This window comes from Flavobacterium sp. Leaf359, from assembly GCF_001423985.1.
GTDB lineage: Bacteria > Bacteroidota > Bacteroidia > Flavobacteriales > Flavobacteriaceae > Flavobacterium > Flavobacterium lindanitolerans.
On the sequence record NZ_LMPW01000013.1, the window covers coordinates 104,265 to 124,779 of the forward strand.

Here is a 20,515-nt window from a genome sequence, read left to right on the forward strand (position 1 = left end):
AATCTATAATCTCTATGCGTCTAATTCTCCTGCAATTACGTTCAAGCTTGACAGCGTAGCAATTGCATCTGAAAGCATTTGTCCTTTTACCATTTCATTGAATGCCTGATAGTAAATAAAGCATGGTCTTCTGAAATGCAGTCTGTAAGGTGTTCTGCTTCCATCAGTTATCAGATAGAAACCTAATTCGCCATTACCGCCTTCAACAGGATGGTAAACTTCTGTTACCGGAACAGGAATTTCTCCCATTACAATTTTAAAGTGGTAAATCAAGGCTTCCATTGTAGTATAGACCTCTTCTTTTGGCGGAAGATAATAATCCGGAACATCTGCATGGTATGGACCTTCAGGCATTTTTGCCAGCGCTTGCTTGATGATGCTGATACTTTCCCAAACTTCTGCATTTCTAACACAGAATCGGTCATAAGTATCACCTGATTTTCCAACCGGTACATTAAATTCAAAATCCTCATAAGAACTGTACGGTTGCATAACACGAATGTCATAATCAACACCTGTAGCTCTTAAGTTAGGGCCTGTAAATCCGTAGCTCATGGCGCGTTCTGCAGAAATAGGACCTACATTGATAGTCCTGTCCATGAAAATTCGGTTACGGGTCAGCAATTTTTCGAATTGTTCCCAAACAGGAGGGAACTCTTCAAGAAATTCATTAATTTTTCGGAATGCAGCAGGACTCCATTCTCTTTCAAAACCTCCAATTCTACCCATGTTGGTCGTTAGCCTGGCACCACAGATTTCTTCGTAGATTTCGTAAATTTTTTCCCTAAACTGGAATACATATAAAAAGCCTGTCAGGGCTCCGGTATCCACACCCAAAACCGAGTTGCAAATGATATGGTCGGCAATACGCGCCAACTCCATTATGATTACCCGTAGGTATTGTACTCTTTTAGGAACTTCTATATTTAGAGCCTTTTCCAAAGTCATCCACCACCCCATATTGTTTATAGGAGACGAACAGTAGTTCATTCTGTCGGTCAATGGTGTGATTTGGTAGAAAGGTCTGTTTTCAGCAATTTTTTCAAATGCGCGATGGATGTAACCAACAGTACCTTCTCCTTCTACGATTCGTTCCCCATCCATTAAAAGAATGTTCTGGAAAATACCGTGAGTAGCAGGGTGCGTCGGTCCTAAGTTCAGAATGGATAGCTCGCTTCCGTCTTCATTCTGTCTTTGTTTGATGATATCGGCATATCGTAATTCTGGTGGTAATAATAAGTCTGACATTATAGGTATTATTTCAGTACTATTAGCAATTATCTGTTGTTCTTCCGAAGAAACGGTCGTCTTTATCAGTTCTTCCGCCATCTTCCAATGGGAATTCTTTTCGCATAGGGAAAGAAACCATTTCGTCCATGTTCAGGATTCTTTTCAACTGCGGATGGCCTTTGAAAATAATCCCAAAAAAGTCATAGGTTTCTCTTTCCTGCCAGTTAGCTCCCAGAAACAGGCTGGTTACGGAATCAATTTCCGGATTTTCGCCATTCAGGAAGCATTTGATTCTGATTCGTACATTGTCTACCCAGTTGTGCATGTGATAAACTACGGCAAATTGCCTGTCTGTTTCAGCATCCGGATAATGAATGCCGCACACGTCTGTAAGAAAGTTAAAACGAAGCGTTTTGTCGTCTCTCAGAAACTGCATTACTTCGAGTATTGATGTGGAATCTACTTCAAAAGAAAAAATATCGTGTTGCTGTGAAAAATCGCGTACAATTAATTCGAAATTATCAACCAGCTTATTTTGTATGTCGGAAGTTTCTAAAGCCATTTTTAAGAAATGTTATAAGAAGCTAGTAATTCTTGATATTCTGGAGAACTTCTTCTCCTTACGGATTCAGATTTTACTAAATCCTGAAGGCGCATAACGCCGTCAAGAATCTGTTCCGGTCTAGGCGGGCATCCTGGCACATAAACGTCTACAGGAATTACTTTGTCAATGCCTTGCAATACGGAATACGTGTCGAAAATACCTCCTGATGAAGCACAGGCACCAACAGCGATAACCCATTTTGGTTCTGCCATTTGTTCATAAACCTGACGTAAGATTGGTGCCATTTTTTTAGCAATTGTTCCCATCACCAAAAGCATATCTGCCTGGCGGGGTGAAAAACTCATACGCTCTGACCCAAAGCGTGCAACATCATAATGTGAACCCATAGTTGCCATAAATTCAATACCGCAACAAGAAGTAGCAAATGGTAATGGCCAAAGAGAATTGGCTCTGGCAAGTCCAACTACAGTATCCAGCTTTGTAGCGAAAAACCCGGTTCCTTCATATCCTTCGGGAGTTTCTACCATATTTATTTTTGAATCACTCATTTTTTTTAGATTTTAGATTGCTGATTTCAGATTTCTGTGAAGTCCGAAACAAGAATCTGTTTCTTTGTTTTTATAAATTGGGAAAGTCTTAAATCATAATTCCCAAATCAAAAATCAATTATTCCCACTCTAATCCTTTTTTCTTCATTACATAGTAAAAACCTACTACCAGAAGAAACATAAAGATTGCCATTTTGGCCAATCCTGCCCAACCCATTTCTTTGAAATTCACTGCCCATGGATACATGAAAATAACCTCGACGTCGAACAACACGAATAAGATGGCAACCAAAAAATATTTTACAGAAAAAGGGATACGGGCGTTCCCTACAGATTCAATCCCGCACTCAAAGTTTTTGTCTTTGTTGACCGACTTTCTTCTTGGGCCTAAAAAACTTGATCCAATAATTGTCATAACCACAAACCCGGTAGCAAGCAAAAATTGCATTAATATAGGGAAATAACTAGTCTGATCCGTACTCATAAAGAATTTATTTTATAAAATAGTTACAAATATACGAGCCAATATTGAATTCACAGCCTACGGATTTCAATACTATATAGTATTGTCCTTAATTTTAATTTAGAATGAATAAAAATAATAAATTAGTAATGTCTGGGGTAGTTATTCGTTTTTTAAATGTTTAAATCAAAAAAAATGAAAAATTCATTTTTACTATTAAAAAAATGAAAATAATTTAATTTTATGTTAAATCCAGAGTATAAAAAAACCGCTCCATTTATGGAGCGGTTTAACTTTTAGGAAACTAAAAATAGTATGCTATATATTAGTTTTGAAGTACTGCAACCTGTGCAGCAACTTTACCTTTTCTTCCTTCTTCTTCTTCGTAAGATACTCTATCTCCCTCGCGAAGTTCTTCCGCTTTGATTCCTGAAGCATGAACGAAAATGTCTTTTCCTGTTTCTTCGTCTACAATGAATCCATATCCTTTGGATTCATTAAAAAATTTAACTGTACCTGTACGCATTGTAATAATAAAAATAATTAATAATGAACAAATGTAGTATTTAATATGATACGAAGTATAATTTTATGTTAATAAATTGAAAAAAAATTATTGATTAAAAAATCTTTTTGTGATTTTTCCTAAAATTCAACCATTTGATTTTCAATTTTTAAGCGAAATACCTCATTTTTTTGATTATTTATGATAAAGATAATCTAAAATTTTAAGAATTATTCAAACTCATTAATTCCATAAAGAATCTCTTTCATTTTTGATCCGTTTACCTCTACAGGGCGATAAGCCATGTTGAATTTGCTTATGGCAACATCAATATCGTCTTTTAATTTTTTGTACTCCAAGGGAAGCTTTGTTTCGCATTGTTTTTCATTCTCATAACTGTTAAGAATGATCTTGAACTTTTCATAAAATTTGCCTCCCTGATCAATAAAACTGTTGTATTGCGTTATGAATTGCAGGAGCCTGTCAATTGGAAAGATGATGTTAACCTGCGATGAATACAATTGGGGTCCCTGTTGTGTTTTCAGATTGGCAAGATAATCGTTTGTTTTCTGCTTTACGCTTTCCCAATCATCTGATGTCCTGCAGCTTTCCAGCGTATTGGCATATCCTATAGGCTTTGTGTATTCTTTGAATAAAGTTTCAATGTCGGTTCGAATCTTTTCATTGCTTTTCTGAAGAAAAGCTGTTTCAAAATAAATCGTATTGAGCTCATTTTGCATTCTGAGCGTAAAATCCAGAATGCACTCGATATTTGCAATTTCCTTGTCCTTTTCATCTTTTGAAAGTGAAGAAACCATCAGATTTGAGAAAGTCTGTACTACAGATACGATGGTGTTGGTTCCGAGTATTGAGGTGAGGTCAAAACCGGCCTTTCTATCTTTTCTGCTTTTTACAATTTCTTTTAGTTTTTCATATTCCGGATATTGATTTGGGTTGGAAATCTTGTTGATTTCAGAGAATGTTCGCACCGATGCAAAGTGATGGTCAAGGCTTAAAACTTTTTCATATAAAAGACGGATAATCTGGAGTCCTTTCAAATATCTGATTTTGGACAGATCCTGCATTTCTTCTTTTTTAAGAGATAAGATTTCCTCTTTCAGCAAATCCTTCTGGATTAAAAAATCGATTTTCGATGCAGTTTCTTTTGTGTCATAAATTTTAGCCGAAATGTCCTGAATACGCAGCTCTTTTTCGCGAATTTTAGGCGCATAATAGGCATTTATTTTTTTCAATTCTTTTTGCATTTCCTTGAAGATAGCATTAAACTCGGGATCGGATCCATTAACGGATGCGGAAGAAGCCGTAGCGAAAAAAAGGAAGGCAACCCATAAGACTGATCGTATCATGATAGTAATTTTTTAGTTTCCTGAAAGTGTCAATTTAATAAGGACATACTCGGAGTTGATTTCTACAGGATAACTTCCTGCGGCAACAATATCTTTTGCTGTACTGAGGTTGATCGCCTTTAAGAAATCATGTTCAACAGTATAGGAGGCAGGAATCCTGAAAGTAATCGCATCGCCAGGATTTACATTTTTTAATGCTTTGCCTAAAAGGGCAACTTGCTTATCTTCTGTCATAGCTGTTTTTTTAATTCCTATGCAGAACGAACTTTCACCGGTTTTATAAGCATTGGCATTTGAACTTTTCGGGTCCTGGTTGGTTGGAAACAATTTGCATATAGAGCCACTTAAAAGGCAGTCCGGAAATTGTTTTCCCAAACCATTGTCATCAATTGAAATACCAGGTGAAGATCCGCTTTGGGCCAGCGATATTCCGGAAAAAAGCAGGGCCGGGAGGTATAGAATTTTTTTCATCTTATTGTTGTTTTTAATTAGGCTCAGAACAATAAATTCATGGCCTTGGGTTAATCATCTCGATTTTGTTTTGTGTGAAAAGATCAGGCTCCTCATAAAAACGATACATACAAAAAGCAGGTTAATCAGGGCGGTAAAAAGGAGTACTATTACCGTTTTTCTGGGACTGGTAATTTTTTCTCCTTCATTCTTTACATAGCTTATCATTTCGTCATAGTTCGATAATTCGATGATAAAAAAGAGATTGATCAGGTTGATGACGATGATAAAAATTAATGGTATTTTGGTAGTTAACTTCATAATTGATTGATGATGTAGTGAAGTTGGGGCTATTACTTGAAATCTTTAATCATTTGTACTATTATTTTATCTGCAGCATCTTTTGAAAATTCTGCACTGTTTAACAATAATATATAGCTCTGTTTTGAATCAGTATCCACATAGGCGGCACTTGAATAGCTGATTGTTCTTCCTGCATAACCAAATAGGTTATACTGGTCATTTTTAAATTTTAGTGTCCCGATTCCGAAATATTTATTTTTTGTTGTTCCTTGTGGCTGTACAATTGTTGTCAGTATTTTGGCACTTTGAGAGTTTATCAGGCGATTTGAAAAAAACAAGGCGCGAATGAAAATATTCAATTCTTTGGCTGTTGTAACAAAATTTCCGACACCATCTGAGAAATTATTAATTCCAAGTTTAGGGAAATCATCAAGGTTCATTCCGCTGGCATAAGAAGAAGCCAAACCGGGAATGTTTTTTGAATAATATGTTTTTGTATGCTCAAGTTTCAAAGGTTTGATAATGCGTTCTTCCACTACATAATGCAAAGCCTTGTCTTCGATTTCTTCTATGATTTCCTTCAGGATAAAATAATTGCTGTTGGAATATTCATTCTTTTCATTGGGAGCAAATGACTTAGAATTGATTAACTTGTAAAAAGCGGTTCTGCTGAAGTCCTCATAAGGTTGTAAAAAAGAGGAATTAAACGTAGTGGCTGTGAGATAATCCTGAATGCCACTGCTATGTGACAAAAGGTTCTTTATAGTAATGTTTGCGGATATATTTTCGTTTTTCCTGATGATGTTGAATTTTGATAGAGGGTCATCAAGTGAAAGCTTTTTTTCTTCGATTAGCTGTAAGATCAAACATGAAATGTATAATTTGCTGGTACTTCCAATACAAAAAAGCTGATCGTTGGGACTGGGGACATTTTTTTCAAAACCGATATTCTCTATATATACCTTGTCTTTGCTTTCAACTAAGGCAACAATTCCAAAATCTTTAATAGAGTCTTTATAAGGCCCAATTATTTTAAGGAGCTTGCTTTGAGAAAAACCTGCACAGGTAAAAAGGACAAACAGTATTAGAATTTTATTTTTCATAAGCCAGTTGGTTTTCTAAATCTTTTTCATATTCAGAACTTGCATTACTATTGTCTTTTTTAAGGTAAGGAATATAATATGCCGCAACATTCAGTATAATCATCAAGGTTCCGAAAAAGTATAGACCCATAAAAAGGATAATGGATACGTGCATTGAAATAGTAAGTGTCAGCCAAAGTTTTCGGGTTTTGGAATAGTTGATGAAAACCGGATAAAATGTTTCCGTTATCAAAGTCAATATTCCAATACTGATATAGATAAAATTAGGTAGGTCGTAGTCTGCAAGACTGATTAGCCCGTTATAATTATGACCGGAAACAGCTCTCCAGACAGATTCTCCATTATACCAGTTTATTCCCAGCCCTTTGTCCAAGCCGGAAAAGAAATAAATGACACATAAATGGGCCTGAAGCAATAACAATGACCATTTTAAAGACGATTGATTTATTTGGAATTCCTTAATCATATAATCCAGCGAGAATTTCCCTTTTGGAAAAATAATGCAATAAAAAAGAGCCATGGAAGCGAAATAATCTGCACCATACAGATAATAGTTCATTGATTTTAGAATGATTATCTGTAGAATGAAGGACGCAATAGCGGCAACTCTGGTAAAAGCACCCAAAAGCAATAAGCCAAGCATGAAAATATAGACATATATTACGAGATATACGAAATCGTCAAATGCCAATGTAATGCCTAAGTTTGTAAGATAGTGATGGAGATCAACAAGAGTAGGGCTGTAGCCATCAAAGACAAGATCAATAACTTCAGGCTTGATAAAAGCATTTTCCAATAAAATATTGGGAATATCTGCCCAAAAGGAAAAAAGATTCAAAAGGCAGTAGAGCGCGATGGAAATTCTAAAAAAAGAATTCCATTCTATTTCTGAAACAGAGTTATTGAAGAATTTCATAATTCCAATTTTTAACATTGATTAATATTGGTCCGTATTTTTTAGCCAGATCTTTGCTTTTTGTTGCCAATGACGGATATTCAACTAAAAAATATTTTAAGGTTACTTCGTCACAGCCAGGATTATGGACCCGTATCTTGGATTGGTATTTGGCAGCAACATTTTTAATCAATAATTCGCCATATTGATCAAGTAGCAAATCCCGTTTGGTCATCTTATTTGCTTTTTTCTTTTTGGCAGTATTATCTAAATGGTCTGTCATATTCGAAATTAAAGTAGTATATCTCGAATTTCCTTCATTGGTAAGGAATTTTATATCAATACCTTTGTCACAATAATCAAACATGAACAATCCCATACTTTTGACATTAGGAGCAAAAAAGCCAAAACCTGTTTCTGTAGCCGTATATCGGTAGTAATATTGGCAATAGCTGTTTTGTTGGAATTTCTGAATTTTCGAAATAAAATTATCTGATTCCTTTTGGTGGTAGACATAGTAGATATGGTTGGTTGAAACCACACCTGTAATTACCAAAGTGAAAAGATGGAAAAAGAAAAATATTTTCATCCGGTTGTTTAATAGCTTCTTGATCATAATAATAAAGTTTAAAATGCACTATCCGGAGAAACCAGATAGTGCATTAATTAATACAGGAATACTAGTTTCCGGCATAAGCCGCGATTCTTCTGGATAGAGAAGTGAATTCAGCCATTTCTGCGTCACTTAATCTTGCGTTATCCCAAACCACAAAGTTTTTGTGAACTAAAGCAATGTTTAACCACGTTTCGTTCAAGATTGCTTTACCAGCTTGTGCCTGAAGCGCCATGCCTCCGTTGGCCATAGCTCTTTTCAATTCAACATCAGAAATGTTATATTTTGTTTGCAAAGTTTTGTTGATTACAGTTTGATCTTCACTGCTAAAGCGTGTATCACGAGTTACGTCATACAGGTCACGTCCAATTCTTTGAACTCCGGCTTCAGTAGATTTTGTGAAAGAGAATAATGTTAATGATAAACATGTAAGCGATGTTAAAACTAATTTTTTCATGATATTTAAAATTTAGAGGGCATTTCCGCTATAGTTGATTAGGAAAGCGGTTTGCCATGGTTGATTAATTTTTTTTGTTTGATTTTTTTAGGACCCAAACATGTCCTTCGATTTTTCCAAATTAGGAAATACTGGGATGGTCTCTGATATTTTTCATGGTCATTTTGATTGGTTTTGGTTGAACTTTATTTACTTAAACAACTTAACTTTCAGGTTATTCATTGATGGTATTCGCAATAGCATTTACACTGGCTGCTGTTGTGATGGCTTTTGCCATATTTTCATTACTGCCGTAAATTGAACCGGTTATTCCATGGTGGATGTCCCATCTCCTTCCTTTTCTACGCAGGTAATTGGCATGTCTGGCGATTGAGCTGGAAGTAAGGATTGCCTTTTTATCATTAGCTGTTAAAACAGTGTTGGACGATATGAGGACTTCAAAACCGACAATGTAATCGTGGATGCTTTTTGCTGTCGCTTCACTATCTATCATTTGTGTTAGGGCAGCAGCAAGATTCTCTAATTGATTTTTAGCGGTAACAGATAGATTGTTGTTATTGCTGATTGCCGTGTGATAACTTTCGTCAGTGCTTAAAATCCAATTAATATTATTGTAAGCAATTGGAGAATAGTTATTGTTCTTCATTGGGTCGAACTCTGAAAAATTATTGGCAATAGATTCAATATCAAATATGATTTGTGAAGGAGTAGTATTAGTAGGGGTGTTGGTGTAATACTCTTCAAGGATCTGGCGGTATAAAATCCCGGCGTTGTCATAAGAATTCGCAGTATTTTGTGGACTCCAGCTGTGTGGATTTTCCTTTTTATGATTGATAGCAGATGTACCGGATTCTGTTCCATTCATTTCGATATCCTCATCTGTAGAGCATGACAAAAATGTGAGTGATAAAAACAGGGATAATGATAATAGCTTTTTCATGTGATTGGGAGTGTTAGGTTTGTTGTTATTATTTTGCTCTCGGGTTCATTTTTATTCGGACATAGAACCCTCGATTTTTTTTAATCCGTTTTCAAAAATTGCTTCAGGATTACGTTGACAAAGCTATCTTGTGAATTTTCCGTTTGCAAGCGCATATGATACGAATTCGCGAAAAACGCGCTACGAATTCGCGAATTCGTAGCGCGTTTTATTTGATTTAAAATATTGATTATCAATTAATTATTTTAATTTCTTTAAAAAAATAAATCATCGTTTCGATGAAGTCATTGCAGAAATTAAAAACAGGAGATTTTTACTGTTTTATATATTTTTTTATGCTACATTTATAACTCTTTACATATTTGAATATATTATGCACATCAAAAAACCGCAGAAATTTCTTATGGAAAATAAGTTTGGTATCTTCCTGATACTTTTTTTGATGCTATCAATTCCTGTTTTTTCACAACAAAAAGGATTTTCTCTGCCAGATTCCCTAGAAGATAAATCCTATGACTACCTTAATAATAGAATTGACCTTTATGAAGAAGATACTATAAAGGCGCTTTTTTATCTGGATTCCTATTTATCAAAAGCCAAAAAGGAAAATAACCTGAATGAAATAGTCAATGCATATTCCAATACTATCTTTTTTGTATCAGACAGTCTGAAACCAATATATGCGGATAGTATAGTTGCTTCTGCAAAAATGACCAATAATGCTCCTATCATCGGATCGGCTTACATTTCGAAAGGGAATTTTTATTATTCTATCAAGGATTATGTTCAGGCTTTGAATTTCTACCTGAAAGCCAGTGATTATATTTCCCGTTCCAACGATGATTATCTCAAATATGAACTCAAGTATCATATAGCGGGAATTAAGATTCATTTAGGATTTAATGATGAGGCTCTTGCTTTGCTGAAGGAATGTGTTGATTTTTTCAAAAAGAGTAACGAATATGATTACCAACGAGGCTATTTGAATTCGCTTCATTCTTTAGGATTGGTTTATAATAGGCTCGGAAAATATGATTTAAGTACAGAAACTAATGAATTTGCCTTAAAGGAAGCCAAACGCCTGAATGTGGAACTGACACAGAATTATATCATCCATTCTGAAGGAATCAACCAATACTTTAAAAAAAACTATCCAAAAGCAATCCATGATATACAACAGGTATTACCGGCAATCATAAAAAATAATGATTTTGCCAATGAAGCTGTCGGTTATTTTTACATAGGAAAATGCTATTGGGACCAGGGACAACAGCAAAAAGCACTGCCTTATTTTAAAAAAGTAGATCGTGCCTTTGCCGAAAAAAATTACATACGTCCTGATTTGAGGGAAAATTATGAACTGTTAGTTGGCTATTATAAAGAAAAGGGAGATGTGAAAAATCAGCTTTATTATATCAACAGGCTGATGAAGGCAGACAGCGTGCTCAATGCGAATTTTAAATATATGTCCGGGAAAATTCATAAGGAATATGACACCAAAGCACTCCGTCAGGCCAAACAGGAAATTGAAAAACAATTGGCTGGAAAGGAGAAGACTACTTTACTATTGTATTTTTCACTGGCTGTTTTTTTCTTTTTGACACTGTATTTTTTCTATCGTTATTATAGTAACCAAAAACTTTACCGCCAGAAGTTTGAAGAGCTGATGGGGGCAGAAAAAGAAGAGTCCCAGGCTATAGCTGTTGAAAAAGAAGAAGTAGAAAAGAAAGGACTCGATATCAATCCCGATGTTGTAGCCGGTATAGTAAAAGAATTGGAGAAATTTGAAAGCCGTAAAAAGTTTTTAGAAAAAGACCTCACTCTTGTGAATCTGGCATCAACGTTCAATACAAACGCTAACTATCTTTCCAAGGTTATCAATCATTACCGGAACAAAAACTATAATACCTATCTGAATGATTTGCGTATTGAATATATAGTTGAACTTTTGAAAAGCCAGTCCAGATACCGAAACTATACTATTAAGGCCCTGGCAGATGAAGCCGGATTTAGCACACCGCAACACTTTTCAAAGGCCTTTTTTGCTTCTACCGGCATTTATCCGTCATACTTTTTAAATGAGCTCAATAAAGATTTAAATAATTAGCAGCATAAAAAAGCCCCGATTTCGGGGCTTTTATTATTTAAGTCGGATATGAAGTTCTTCCAATTGCTTGTCGTCAATGGCAGAAGGAGCATCAATCATCACGTCGCGTCCCGAATTGTTTTTAGGGAAAGCGATAAAGTCGCGGATGGTTTCCTGTCCTCCTAAAATAGCAACCAATCGGTCTAATCCAAAAGCTAGTCCTCCATGTGGCGGTGCTCCAAACTGGAAAGCATCCATCAAAAATCCAAATTGGTTTCGGGCTTCTTCTTCGGTAAAGCCAAGGTATTTGAACATTAGCTGCTGTGTTGCCTTATCATGGATTCTGATAGAACCACCTCCAATTTCATTTCCGTTCAAGACCATATCATAAGCATTGGCTCTTACGTTGCCCGGCTCGGTTTCAAGTAAGGAAATATCTTCCGGTTTTGGAGACGTAAACGGGTGGTGCATCGCGTGGTATCTGCCGCTTTCTTCGTCAAACTCCAACAAAGGGAAATCTACTACCCATAGTGGAGCAAAAACTTCAGGATTTCTCAATCCCAAACGGGTTGCCAACTCCATTCTTAAGGCACTCAATTGAGTTCTTGTCTTGTTTGCAGGGCCGGAAAGAACCAGAATCAAATCGCCCGGTTTTGCTCCGGTGGCTTTTGCCCAGTTTTGCAAATCATCCTGGTCGTAGAATTTATCAACAGACGACTTGATACTTCCGTCCAATTCATATTTGGCATATACCATTCCGGTAGCGCCTATTTGTGGTCGTTTAACCCAATCAATCAGGTTGTCGATTTCTTTTCTGGTGTATGAAGCACAGCCAGGAGCCGCAATTCCCACTACAAGTTCGGCATTGTTAAAAACGGCAAACTCTTTATGTTGTGCCACTTCGTTCAATTCGCCAAATTCCATACCGAAACGAATATCCGGTTTGTCATTACCATAGGTTTTCATGGCATAATCATAAGTAATCCTTGGGAATTTATCTACTTCAATTCCTTTGATTTCTTTCAACAGATGGCGTGTCAGTCCTTCAAAAACATTCAGAATATCTTCCTGCTCTACAAAAGCCATTTCACAGTCAATCTGTGTAAATTCAGGCTGTCTGTCGGCTCTTAAATCCTCATCACGGAAACATTTCACGATTTGGAAATATTTGTCCATACCTCCAACCATCAACAATTGTTTGAAAGTCTGAGGGGATTGAGGCAACGCATAAAACTGTCCTTCGTTCATTCTTGACGGTACGACAAAATCTCTGGCTCCTTCCGGAGTCGATTTGATAAGGTAAGGCGTCTCAACTTCACAAAAATCCAGGTCTGAAAGATATTTTCTGACTTCCATCGTCACTTTGTGACGGAAAAGCAGGCTGTTTTTTACCGGATTTCTTCGGATATCCAGGTAACGGTATTTCATTCTAATGTCTTCACCACCGTCAGTTTCATCTTCAATTGTAAATGGAGGAGTCAATGCCGCATTCAGCAGGCTTAATTCTGAAACTAAAATTTCAATATCGCCGGTTGACATGTTTTTGTTTTTTGACTCTCTTTCAATAACAGTTCCTTTTACCTGAATGACAAATTCCCTGCCCAATGTTTTGGCCATTTCAAAAACGGCAGCATCGGTTCTTTCTGAATCAAAAATCAATTGCGTAATTCCATAGCGGTCGCGCAGGTCAACCCAAATCATAAAACCTTTATCACGTGTTTTTTGAACCCAACCCGCAAGCGTAACTTCTGTATTAATATGTGAAGCATTTAGTTCTCCACAATTATGACTTCTATACATTATCAAAATTTTAGATGGCAAATTTAGTGATAATTGTCAATTATGAATTATGATTTTTCAAATTATAAAGAGTGGAAAAAATAAAATTTATATAGGTAATAATCAATGTTCTTTGAGGTTTTTGCTTCTTTATTCTGTTTTGAGCAATTGATGTGTTTTTTGGGGGATTTTGTGAATGCCAGTGTTTGTAGGACTTACGAAGATTCCAATGTTAAGTTTTTACTCAATGTTACCAAATTGTTAAGTTAAAGTTTTTTAATTGTAAAGGAATAATTATATTTGTTAGAGAATTGTAAATAACTAAAAAAGACAGAATTATGAAAAAGTGTTTGATTATGGCAGTGATGCTGGTTTCTGGAGTTGTTTTTGCGCAAAAAGCGGATCATAAATATGAAGTTGTAGATAATATGGTAAAGGCTACCTATTTTTATGATAATGGAAAAGTGATGCAGGAAGGATTCTATAAAGATGGGAAAGTCCACGGAAAATGGATTTCTTATGATGAGGCAGGAAACAAAAAATCTTTAGGAGAATATAATAACGGTGCAAAGACCGGGAAATGGTTTTTTTGGACAGATAATAATTTAAGTGAAGTTGATTATTCTGACAGCAGAGTTGCCACGGTAAAAAACTGGAAGCAGGATGCTCTTGCAAACAGAAATTAAATCTGATTATCTCCAAAAGAAAAATCCATTAGTATTCTAATGGATTTTTTTTGTTCTTATTTTAAACTTCTGTCACTGCTTTTTCCGGAACCAATTTCCTTGAAAGAAGCAATAATTTTGTCCATAGGTTCTTTGAATTTTTCCTTGCTGCTTTCTATCGTCCAGGTTACAATCTGGTAAAACCTGTCATTTCCCTCGACATAAGCGATATCATAAAAAACAGGAATTTCATCAGCTTTTCCAGTCAGCGTAAATGTTTTGGCTTTTAGTCCGTTGATTTGAGTGTCTTTTGTATCTGTAAAAACACCATTTTTGATAGACGCTTCCAGGCTTCCTCTTAAAATTTGATAATAACCGTTGAAATCGGGAGTAAATTCGGTTGTGGCTTTTGCCGCATTGGCGAATTCCTCTTTAGGCTCATCTATGATTACGATGTAAAACTCTTTGAAAGCATTTTGATATTGTAATGAAGCCATGTCATGCAGGCCTTTTGCTTCCGAAAGAAAGGAAGGCAGCTCTACGGAATATTTGTTTTTTACCGTTACGGTTTCGGTTTTGTCTGAAGTGCAGGAAAGCATCAAAACAAAAAGGCTAAGTGCCATTATCTTTTTCATAGGATGAAATTTTACTGCAATATAAAAAATGTGTCCGAGATTTATTCCGGTCGGACAAGAAAATAGGCTTTTGCAGGAGCAAAAAAATCCCGACTGATGGTTTTCAGCCGGGAAATTTCAAGGTTAATTCGTTTTTGGAACGATTATTTAAGAGTGTTTTGCGGTAAATCCGTCGTCACTCAATTCTTTGTGATCGTAATCGGCTACCATCAATTCCTCATATTTTACAGGTTCTTTGCCTTTGTTGAATCTTGCAATCAGGCTATCGAAAATAGCATATACTACAGGAACAATAATCAAGGTAAGGAATAATGAACTAATCAAACCTCCAATAATTACCCAGGCCAAACCGTTGTTCATTTCGGCAGCAGCTCCTGAAGCCAATGCAATAGGCACCATACCGAAAACCATCGCGATTGTTGTCATCAAGATAGGACGAAGTCGGGCATGGTTCGCCTGAATCAGTGCCATGTATGTCGTTTCGCCTTCTGCTTTTCTGTGGTTTGCGAAGTCGACAAGAAGAATCGCGTTTTTACAAACCAGACCAATAAGCATGATTACCCCTAAAATCGTGAAGATATTCAGCGAGTTGTTGGTCAGTGCCAACGCCATCAATGCTCCGATAAACGATAATGGTATCGAGAACAAGACCACAAACGGATAAACGAAACTGTTATATAAAGCTACCATTACCAGATAAACCAAAATAATAGCGGCTAATAAAGCAATTCCTAACGTACCGAAACCTTCTGCCTGGTTTTCCATATCACCACCCCAAACATAGCTTACACCTGTTGGTTTTTCCAGTTTTGAAAACTGCGCTTCCCATTCAGCAGCAACGTCTCCTGAAGGTCTACCTATGGTCTGTGCTTTAATCGATACGGCGGTTGCCTTGTCACGACGCTCCAGTAAGCTTGGTCCTGAACTTTCTTTAACGCTTGCAAATTGAGATAGTTTGATTTGCTGTCCCATATCGTTAATGAATACCAGGTCGCTTACGTTATTAATATTCGAACGGTCGTATTCATTAAAACGGATATTGATGTCGTATTCATATTCTCCGGCACGGAACTTAGCATCTGTGTTTCCGTTAAATGCAGTCTGCATGGTTGTTCCAACAGTTTGTAGTGTAAGACCTAATGCAGCCATCTTATCTCTGTCAACCTGAACGGCAATTTCAGGGCTACCTTCTTCTACGGAAAGTTTGATTTCTGTAGCTCCCTTGATTTTCATCAGCTGTGCTTCTGCTTTTTTGGCAAAGGCTGTTGCACTTTCTAAATCCGGTCCGGTAACGGTCAGGAAGATAGGAGCTTCATCGGCACCTCCCATGATACTAACAGGTACGGTCTTGATTTTGGCACCCACGAGAATTTTTTCCAATTCACGTTTCATTTTAGCCGCATAGATATACGTTCCGTCTTCACGAAGTGACTTATCAATCAGCTTCACGTCAATCTCTGCTTTGTAAACGGTAGCCTGTGTCGCACCAAAACCTTCACTGGTTTGTCCTACAGTGGTTACAATTTCTTCAATTTCTTTTTTATGTCTTAGATAATCTTCTGCTTTTTGGGCAATAAAGTTGGACTGCTCGATAGAAGCATCTTTTGGAAGTTCGATTTGTACAAGGAACTGCCCACGGTCAATTTTAGGGAAGAATTCTCCTCCAATAAATCCGGCACCAACCAATGCAAGTGAACTGAAGAATAATACAACAACAATAGCTAAAGTTGATTTCTTATATTTCAAAGACCATTTCAAAATATCAGTTACCTTATGCGTAAACTTGTCAAGTCCTCTCTCAAAAGCAAGGATTATTCTTCCAAAGAAAGTTCTGTCCGTAATATGCTCCAGTTTTCCATATCGTGAGGAAAGCCACGGTACAATAGTAAATGATGAGAGTAAGGATAGCAACGTAGCAATGATAACGGTAACACAGAATTGTGTAATAATGTTGGCAACCAGACCTGTACTCATAGCGATAGGCAAGAATACAACCACGATAACCAATGTAATTGCGGTTACGGTAAATCCGATTTCTGCAGTTCCGTCAAAGGCGGCACGTACTTTGTTTTTACCCATTTCCATGTGGCGGTAAATGTTTTCCAATACCACAATCGCGTCATCCACAAGAATACCAACCACCAATGAAAGTCCGAGTAAGCTCATTAAGTTCAGGGTATAACCCATCATATAAATCCCAATAAATGTAGCAATCAGGGAAGCCGGAATGGAGACCATTACAATAAAGGCGTTTCTGATACTGTGCAGGAAGAAAAGCATTACGAATGCTACCAGGAATACGGCCAGGAACAAGTCATGGATTACCGAATCAGCCGCAGCCAGTGTAAATTCTGAAGTATCGTTGGCTACTTTAAGTTTTAATTCTTGCTTTTCGTAATCTTTTTCAATTTTAGCAATAGCAGCATAAATCTCCTCACTCACCGTTACGGCATTAGCATCGGTCTGTTTGATAACCTGTAATACAATTGCATTGTTGGAATTGACACGTGCAATTTTCTCAACTTCTTTCTGTGAATCCTGAACATCGGCTACATCGCCAAGACGTATTTGGATTCCGTTTTTAGAGGAAATTACTAAATTCCTCATTTCTTCTACATTCTTGTATTTTCCGGCAAGACGAACCAACATAGTAGTTTCTCTTGTCTGGATATTTCCGGTTGGAAAGTCAAGGTTGGAAGACAATATCATCTGCTGTACCTGCGGAACAGAGATTCCGTAACCTTTTAATTTGTTTTGGTCAAGACTTACCTGAATTTCTCTTTCTTCACCACCAACTAAGTTCACCTGAGCCACACCTTTTACACGTGAAAGTATAGGCTGGATTTTCTTGTCTAACAAATCATAAAATGCCACTTCGTCCATTTTTGCGGTTGCCCCGATAGTAATTACCGGCAAGTCGCTCAAAGAAAATTTGGTCAGGGAAGGCGGGTCAACATCTTCCGGTAAATCCTTTTCTATGGCATTGATTTTTCTTTGCGCATCGTTAAGAGAATAATCGGCATCGGCTTCCGGTTCCAGAGTTACCATAACGATGGATAAACTCTCGATAGATTTCGATTCTACTTTCTTTACGTTTTCCAGAGAGGAAACAGCGTCTTCGATTTTTTTGGTTACCGTATTTTCTACTTCCCCAGGAGAGGCTCCCGGATATACAGTAGAAATCGTAACCACGTTTATTTCAAACTTCGGGATCAATTCATAGCTCAACTGGCTGTAGCTAAACAGACCGCCGAGCGTTAGAATGATAAACAACACAATCACAAGGGTTGGTCGTTTGATTGATATTTCTGCTATTTTCATTTTATAAGTTTAAAGTCTTGAGGTTTAGAGTCAAAGGTCATAAAGTCAAAAGTTGTAAAGTCAAAAGAGAGGAAGTCGAAAGTTGTAAAGTCAAAAGTCACTTTTTTGTCAACTATCCACTATTAACTATCCACTATCAATTATCGACTATGAACTAAACTGTCAACTATTTTATTGGATTTACTTTTGTTCCGTCAGTCAGGTTGATTTGTCCGCTTATAACAACAATTTCCCCATCGTTTAAGCCGTCAAGAACCTCTACTTTTTCTCCGAAAACTCTTCCGGCAACTATCTTTTTCAGTTTTGCAACATTGTTCTCTACAACAAATACCTGATTACTGCTAACACTTCCTACAAAAGCATTTCTAGGAATTACCTTAAGCGGTTTTTGCTGTGTCGCTTTTGATGTAAATTCCGCTGTTCCGTACATTCCTGCCTTGATTTCATTGTCAGGATTGTTTGCAATTTCAATTTCTACAGGGAAGTTTAATGATTCGTCTGCTTTTGGAGCAATGAAAGTAATTTTTCCGGAGAATTCCTTATCAGGAAATACACTTGCCTTTACTTTAACGACAGAACCTACTTTTAGTTCAGGAATCTGGTTTTCGCTCACGGCTACTTTCAATTTTAGCTTTGAAACGTTGACCAATTCAAACAATTCTGTCCCTGGTGCTACTACAGAACCCGGTTCGATGCTTTTCTTGTTTACGATTCCGTTAATGGAAGATTTGATTGTTGCATCACCATAAGTAATTTTAGCCTGGTCTAATTTTGCTTTAGCATTGACAAGCGCCAGTTTTGCCTGGTCTAATTGCTGTTGTGTAACACCACCTGTTTTATATGCATTTTCATAACGCTTGCTGTCTGTTAAAGCATTTTGGTAGGCTGCATTGGCATTCTGTACATCAATAGAAAGCTGGTCGCCTTTTATGATAGCCAATGTTTGTCCAATTCGAACCTGGCTTCCTTCTTCTACCAAAACTTTGATAACTCTTCCTGAATTTTCTGCGGAGAATTTTAATTCCTGCGATGGAATAAAATTACCATTTGCCACGAAGTCCGAGTTGATAGCTTCAGTTTTTACAGATGCAGTTCGTACAGCAACTGTGGTATTTTTCTCTGAAACGATTGCCGTTTCGGCTTCGTTTTTCTTTTTATTATTCATTAAAATGAAACCAAACAGTCCAAGGACGCCTATTCCAATACCTATATATATTAATTTTTTCATCTTTTGTATGATTGATTTTTAATTGATTAAAGTTTTTAGCTCTCCTTTAGCTTTGATTAGCTGAACTTCAGCCAGCTTGTAATCCAATAAAGCAGAGTTGTAATTGTTTTGTGCTTCTACCAAAGAGTTCTCGGCGTCAAGTAGATCTGTCAATGAAGCCAATCCATTATAATAATTGTTTTTGGTGTCGCTTAGGACTTCTTCAGCCAGTCTCACATTTTCTTTCTGGTTGTTTATCGTGATAATACTGTTGTTGATTTGCGTTTTTGAATTCTCATAGGCCAAATCAAGAGAAAGTTTTGTTTCCTGCATATCTTCTTTAACCTGTTTCAGCTCAATATCAGCCTGACGGACTCTCGCTCTTGTTCCAAATCCGGTAAAGATTGGAATTTTCAGGTCTAAGCCAATGATGGAATAGTCTGACCAGTAAACACCTTCTGAAGACTTTGCTCCTAAAGGCAATTTAGGTCCCTGTCCGATATAGTTATAGCTTCCGGAAATAGCTAAAGTGGGATAATACTCAGCAACAATAGATTTTTTTTGGTAGTCCAAAAGTTGCTCCTGTTTTTTCAGTAAGGCATATTCCGTTCTTTGGGTCGAATCAGGTTGTTCTGAAAGCGCATGAGGCGTAACCTCAAATTCTGTCTGCGGAATCTCGATTTGCGTTTCAATTGGCATACCCATATAAAACTTCAAAGAGTTTTCCTGTAATTGCACCTCATTGATTAACTGTTGTCGTTGCGTATTGATATTGTGCAATTTTACAGTAATACGGTCCAAATCAATTTTCTTTGCAAGCCCGTTCTCATACTGGCCTTTGATAATTTCTTTGACTTTTGAGGTATTCACATAATTACTGTCAATTACGGTAAGCTTCTGTCTTTGTACAAAAACCTGATAATAATTGTTGGCAACTCTTTCGATTACCTGTTCTTCTGTAAGCTGCTGATTGATTTGATAAAACTCACGGGTCGTTCTGGCTGCTTTCAAACCGGTAAATACGGCCTGGTCAAAAATGTTTTGCGTTAATGAAACACCTCCTACAGAACTCCACTTTTGTCCTAAAGGAGCTAAGATGGTAGTGCCCGGCTGTCCGAAAAAGTCACCCGGCAAGGCATTTAATTGTAAAATTGGATTGTAGGTCACATTTCCGTGAGCACTAATCTGTGGCAAAGCTCTGGAACGTACTTCCTGGATTTGGTATTCGCTGTTCTCTACTTTAAGCTTGGCCTTTTTAGCATCTGCTTTATTTTCCAAGGCATATTGGATGGCATCTTTTAGCGTCAGCTTTCGGGTCTGTGCCTGAATGCCTTGCGAAAAAATGAATCCGATCAGCAGGATAGCGAGTCTGTTCATACTCTT

20 protein-coding genes are annotated in these 20,515 nt (G+C 36.9%); 2 read left to right on the plus strand and 18 right to left on the minus strand.

Going from position 1 to position 20,515, the window contains the following annotated elements:
- Window positions 1–12 precede the first annotated feature (12 nt).
- From ASG38_RS12955 to ASG38_RS13015, 13 genes are all read right to left on the minus strand, one after another.
- The gene (locus ASG38_RS12955; RefSeq protein WP_056071727.1) at window positions 13–1,248 is read right to left on the minus strand and encodes an NADH-quinone oxidoreductase subunit D; all 1,236 of its coding nucleotides are present in this window, start codon (window positions 1,246–1,248) and stop codon (window positions 13–15) included.
- 22 nt (window positions 1,249–1,270) lie between these two features.
- Complete coding sequence (locus ASG38_RS12960; protein ID WP_056071730.1) at window positions 1,271–1,792, minus strand: NADH-quinone oxidoreductase subunit C; 522 nt, start codon at window positions 1,790–1,792, stop codon at window positions 1,271–1,273.
- Between the two features lie 2 nt (window positions 1,793–1,794).
- Window positions 1,795–2,343, minus strand: coding sequence for an NADH-quinone oxidoreductase subunit B (locus ASG38_RS12965; RefSeq protein ID WP_056071732.1), 549 nt, complete (start codon window positions 2,341–2,343; stop codon window positions 1,795–1,797).
- Window positions 2,344–2,461: 118 nt separating this feature from the next.
- Entirely contained in the window at window positions 2,462–2,827 is a 366-nt protein-coding gene (locus ASG38_RS12970; protein WP_056071736.1) for an NADH-quinone oxidoreductase subunit A, read from the minus strand.
- Window positions 2,828–3,131: 304 nt separating this feature from the next.
- A complete protein-coding gene (locus tag ASG38_RS12975; RefSeq protein WP_056071739.1) occupies window positions 3,132–3,332 on the minus strand; it encodes a cold-shock protein in 201 nt (66 codons plus the stop codon).
- 209 nt (window positions 3,333–3,541) lie between these two features.
- On the minus strand, window positions 3,542–4,678 hold the full coding sequence (locus ASG38_RS12980; protein ID WP_056071743.1) for a hypothetical protein: 1,137 nt from the start codon (window positions 4,676–4,678) through the stop codon (window positions 3,542–3,544).
- 12 nt (window positions 4,679–4,690) lie between these two features.
- Complete coding sequence (locus tag ASG38_RS12985; RefSeq protein ID WP_056071745.1) at window positions 4,691–5,149, minus strand: hypothetical protein; 459 nt, start codon at window positions 5,147–5,149, stop codon at window positions 4,691–4,693.
- 54 nt (window positions 5,150–5,203) lie between these two features.
- Window positions 5,204–5,449, minus strand: coding sequence for a hypothetical protein (locus ASG38_RS12990; protein ID WP_056071748.1), 246 nt, complete (start codon window positions 5,447–5,449; stop codon window positions 5,204–5,206).
- A gap of 32 nt (window positions 5,450–5,481) precedes the next feature.
- Window positions 5,482–6,534, minus strand: coding sequence for a serine hydrolase (locus ASG38_RS12995; RefSeq protein WP_056071751.1), 1,053 nt, complete (start codon window positions 6,532–6,534; stop codon window positions 5,482–5,484).
- The gene (locus ASG38_RS13000; RefSeq protein ID WP_162239702.1) at window positions 6,524–7,450 is read right to left on the minus strand and encodes an HTTM domain-containing protein; all 927 of its coding nucleotides are present in this window, start codon (window positions 7,448–7,450) and stop codon (window positions 6,524–6,526) included. Before ASG38_RS13000 ends, ASG38_RS12995 begins: the two co-directional genes overlap by 11 nt.
- Window positions 7,434–8,045: a hypothetical protein gene (locus tag ASG38_RS13005; RefSeq protein WP_056071758.1), complete on the minus strand. Its 612-nt coding sequence runs from the start codon at window positions 8,043–8,045 to the stop codon at window positions 7,434–7,436. Before ASG38_RS13005 ends, ASG38_RS13000 begins: the two co-directional genes overlap by 17 nt.
- 64 nt (window positions 8,046–8,109) lie before the next feature.
- Window positions 8,110–8,499: a hypothetical protein gene (locus tag ASG38_RS13010; protein WP_056071761.1), complete on the minus strand. Its 390-nt coding sequence runs from the start codon at window positions 8,497–8,499 to the stop codon at window positions 8,110–8,112.
- Window positions 8,500–8,713: 214 nt separating this feature from the next.
- Entirely contained in the window at window positions 8,714–9,439 is a 726-nt protein-coding gene (locus ASG38_RS13015) for a hypothetical protein (protein WP_157486176.1), read from the minus strand.
- 403 nt (window positions 9,440–9,842) lie between these two features.
- On the opposite strand from ASG38_RS13015, the gene ASG38_RS13020 reads away from it, so the two are divergent.
- Window positions 9,843–11,546, plus strand: a complete 1,704-nt coding sequence (locus ASG38_RS13020) for an AraC family transcriptional regulator (RefSeq protein ID WP_162239703.1) — start codon at window positions 9,843–9,845, stop codon at window positions 11,544–11,546.
- A 33-nt stretch (window positions 11,547–11,579) separates the two neighbouring features.
- On the opposite strand, the gene aspS is transcribed toward ASG38_RS13020, so the two are convergent.
- The gene (gene aspS, locus ASG38_RS13025) at window positions 11,580–13,325 is read right to left on the minus strand and encodes an aspartate--tRNA ligase (protein ID WP_056071771.1); all 1,746 of its coding nucleotides are present in this window, start codon (window positions 13,323–13,325) and stop codon (window positions 11,580–11,582) included.
- A 317-nt stretch (window positions 13,326–13,642) separates the two neighbouring features.
- Between aspS and ASG38_RS13030 the strand changes: the two genes are divergently transcribed.
- Complete coding sequence (locus ASG38_RS13030; protein WP_056071774.1) at window positions 13,643–13,990, plus strand: toxin-antitoxin system YwqK family antitoxin; 348 nt, start codon at window positions 13,643–13,645, stop codon at window positions 13,988–13,990.
- Window positions 13,991–14,046: 56 nt separating this feature from the next.
- On the opposite strand, the gene ASG38_RS13035 is transcribed toward ASG38_RS13030, so the two are convergent.
- From ASG38_RS13035 to ASG38_RS13050, 4 genes are all read right to left on the minus strand, one after another.
- On the minus strand, window positions 14,047–14,604 hold the full coding sequence (locus ASG38_RS13035) for a hypothetical protein (RefSeq protein WP_056071776.1): 558 nt from the start codon (window positions 14,602–14,604) through the stop codon (window positions 14,047–14,049).
- A gap of 147 nt (window positions 14,605–14,751) precedes the next feature.
- Window positions 14,752–17,925 (minus strand): efflux RND transporter permease subunit, encoded by a 3,174-nt coding sequence (locus ASG38_RS13040; protein WP_056071778.1) that lies wholly within the window; start codon window positions 17,923–17,925, stop codon window positions 14,752–14,754.
- Window positions 17,926–18,091: 166 nt separating this feature from the next.
- On the minus strand, window positions 18,092–19,153 hold the full coding sequence (locus ASG38_RS13045; RefSeq protein WP_056071781.1) for an efflux RND transporter periplasmic adaptor subunit: 1,062 nt from the start codon (window positions 19,151–19,153) through the stop codon (window positions 18,092–18,094).
- A gap of 18 nt (window positions 19,154–19,171) precedes the next feature.
- A complete protein-coding gene (locus tag ASG38_RS13050; protein ID WP_056071784.1) occupies window positions 19,172–20,509 on the minus strand; it encodes a TolC family protein in 1,338 nt (445 codons plus the stop codon).
- Window positions 20,510–20,515: the final 6 nt, after the last annotated feature.

What these genes read in the sequence shown, in the direction of transcription:
- ASG38_RS12955 (WP_056071727.1), bottom strand. Translation starts at nt 1,248, where the DNA reads ATGTCAGACTTATTATTACCACCAGAATTACGATATGCCGATATCATC.
- ASG38_RS12960 (WP_056071730.1), bottom strand. Translation starts at nt 1,792, where the DNA reads ATGGCTTTAGAAACTTCCGACATACAAAATAAGCTGGTTGATAATTTC.
- ASG38_RS12965 (WP_056071732.1), bottom strand. Translation starts at nt 2,343, where the DNA reads ATGAGTGATTCAAAAATAAATATGGTAGAAACTCCCGAAGGATATGAA.
- ASG38_RS12970 (WP_056071736.1), bottom strand. Translation starts at nt 2,827, where the DNA reads ATGAGTACGGATCAGACTAGTTATTTCCCTATATTAATGCAATTTTTG.
- ASG38_RS12975 (WP_056071739.1), bottom strand. Translation starts at nt 3,332, where the DNA reads ATGCGTACAGGTACAGTTAAATTTTTTAATGAATCCAAAGGATATGGA.
- ASG38_RS12980 (WP_056071743.1), bottom strand. Translation starts at nt 4,678, where the DNA reads ATGATACGATCAGTCTTATGGGTTGCCTTCCTTTTTTTCGCTACGGCT.
- ASG38_RS12985 (WP_056071745.1), bottom strand. Translation starts at nt 5,149, where the DNA reads ATGAAAAAAATTCTATACCTCCCGGCCCTGCTTTTTTCCGGAATATCG.
- ASG38_RS12990 (WP_056071748.1), bottom strand. Translation starts at nt 5,449, where the DNA reads ATGAAGTTAACTACCAAAATACCATTAATTTTTATCATCGTCATCAAC.
- ASG38_RS12995 (WP_056071751.1), bottom strand. Translation starts at nt 6,534, where the DNA reads ATGAAAAATAAAATTCTAATACTGTTTGTCCTTTTTACCTGTGCAGGT.
- ASG38_RS13000 (WP_162239702.1), bottom strand. Translation starts at nt 7,450, where the DNA reads ATGAAATTCTTCAATAACTCTGTTTCAGAAATAGAATGGAATTCTTTT.
- ASG38_RS13005 (WP_056071758.1), bottom strand. Translation starts at nt 8,045, where the DNA reads ATGATCAAGAAGCTATTAAACAACCGGATGAAAATATTTTTCTTTTTC.
- ASG38_RS13010 (WP_056071761.1), bottom strand. Translation starts at nt 8,499, where the DNA reads ATGAAAAAATTAGTTTTAACATCGCTTACATGTTTATCATTAACATTA.
- ASG38_RS13015 (WP_157486176.1), bottom strand. Translation starts at nt 9,439, where the DNA reads ATGAAAAAGCTATTATCATTATCCCTGTTTTTATCACTCACATTTTTG.
- ASG38_RS13020 (WP_162239703.1), top strand. Translation starts at nt 9,843, where the DNA reads ATGGAAAATAAGTTTGGTATCTTCCTGATACTTTTTTTGATGCTATCA.
- aspS (WP_056071771.1), bottom strand. Translation starts at nt 13,325, where the DNA reads ATGTATAGAAGTCATAATTGTGGAGAACTAAATGCTTCACATATTAAT.
- ASG38_RS13030 (WP_056071774.1), top strand. Translation starts at nt 13,643, where the DNA reads ATGAAAAAGTGTTTGATTATGGCAGTGATGCTGGTTTCTGGAGTTGTT.
- ASG38_RS13035 (WP_056071776.1), bottom strand. Translation starts at nt 14,604, where the DNA reads ATGAAAAAGATAATGGCACTTAGCCTTTTTGTTTTGATGCTTTCCTGC.
- ASG38_RS13040 (WP_056071778.1), bottom strand. Translation starts at nt 17,925, where the DNA reads ATGAAAATAGCAGAAATATCAATCAAACGACCAACCCTTGTGATTGTG.
- ASG38_RS13045 (WP_056071781.1), bottom strand. Translation starts at nt 19,153, where the DNA reads ATGAAAAAATTAATATATATAGGTATTGGAATAGGCGTCCTTGGACTG.
- ASG38_RS13050 (WP_056071784.1), bottom strand. Translation starts at nt 20,509, where the DNA reads ATGAACAGACTCGCTATCCTGCTGATCGGATTCATTTTTTCGCAAGGC.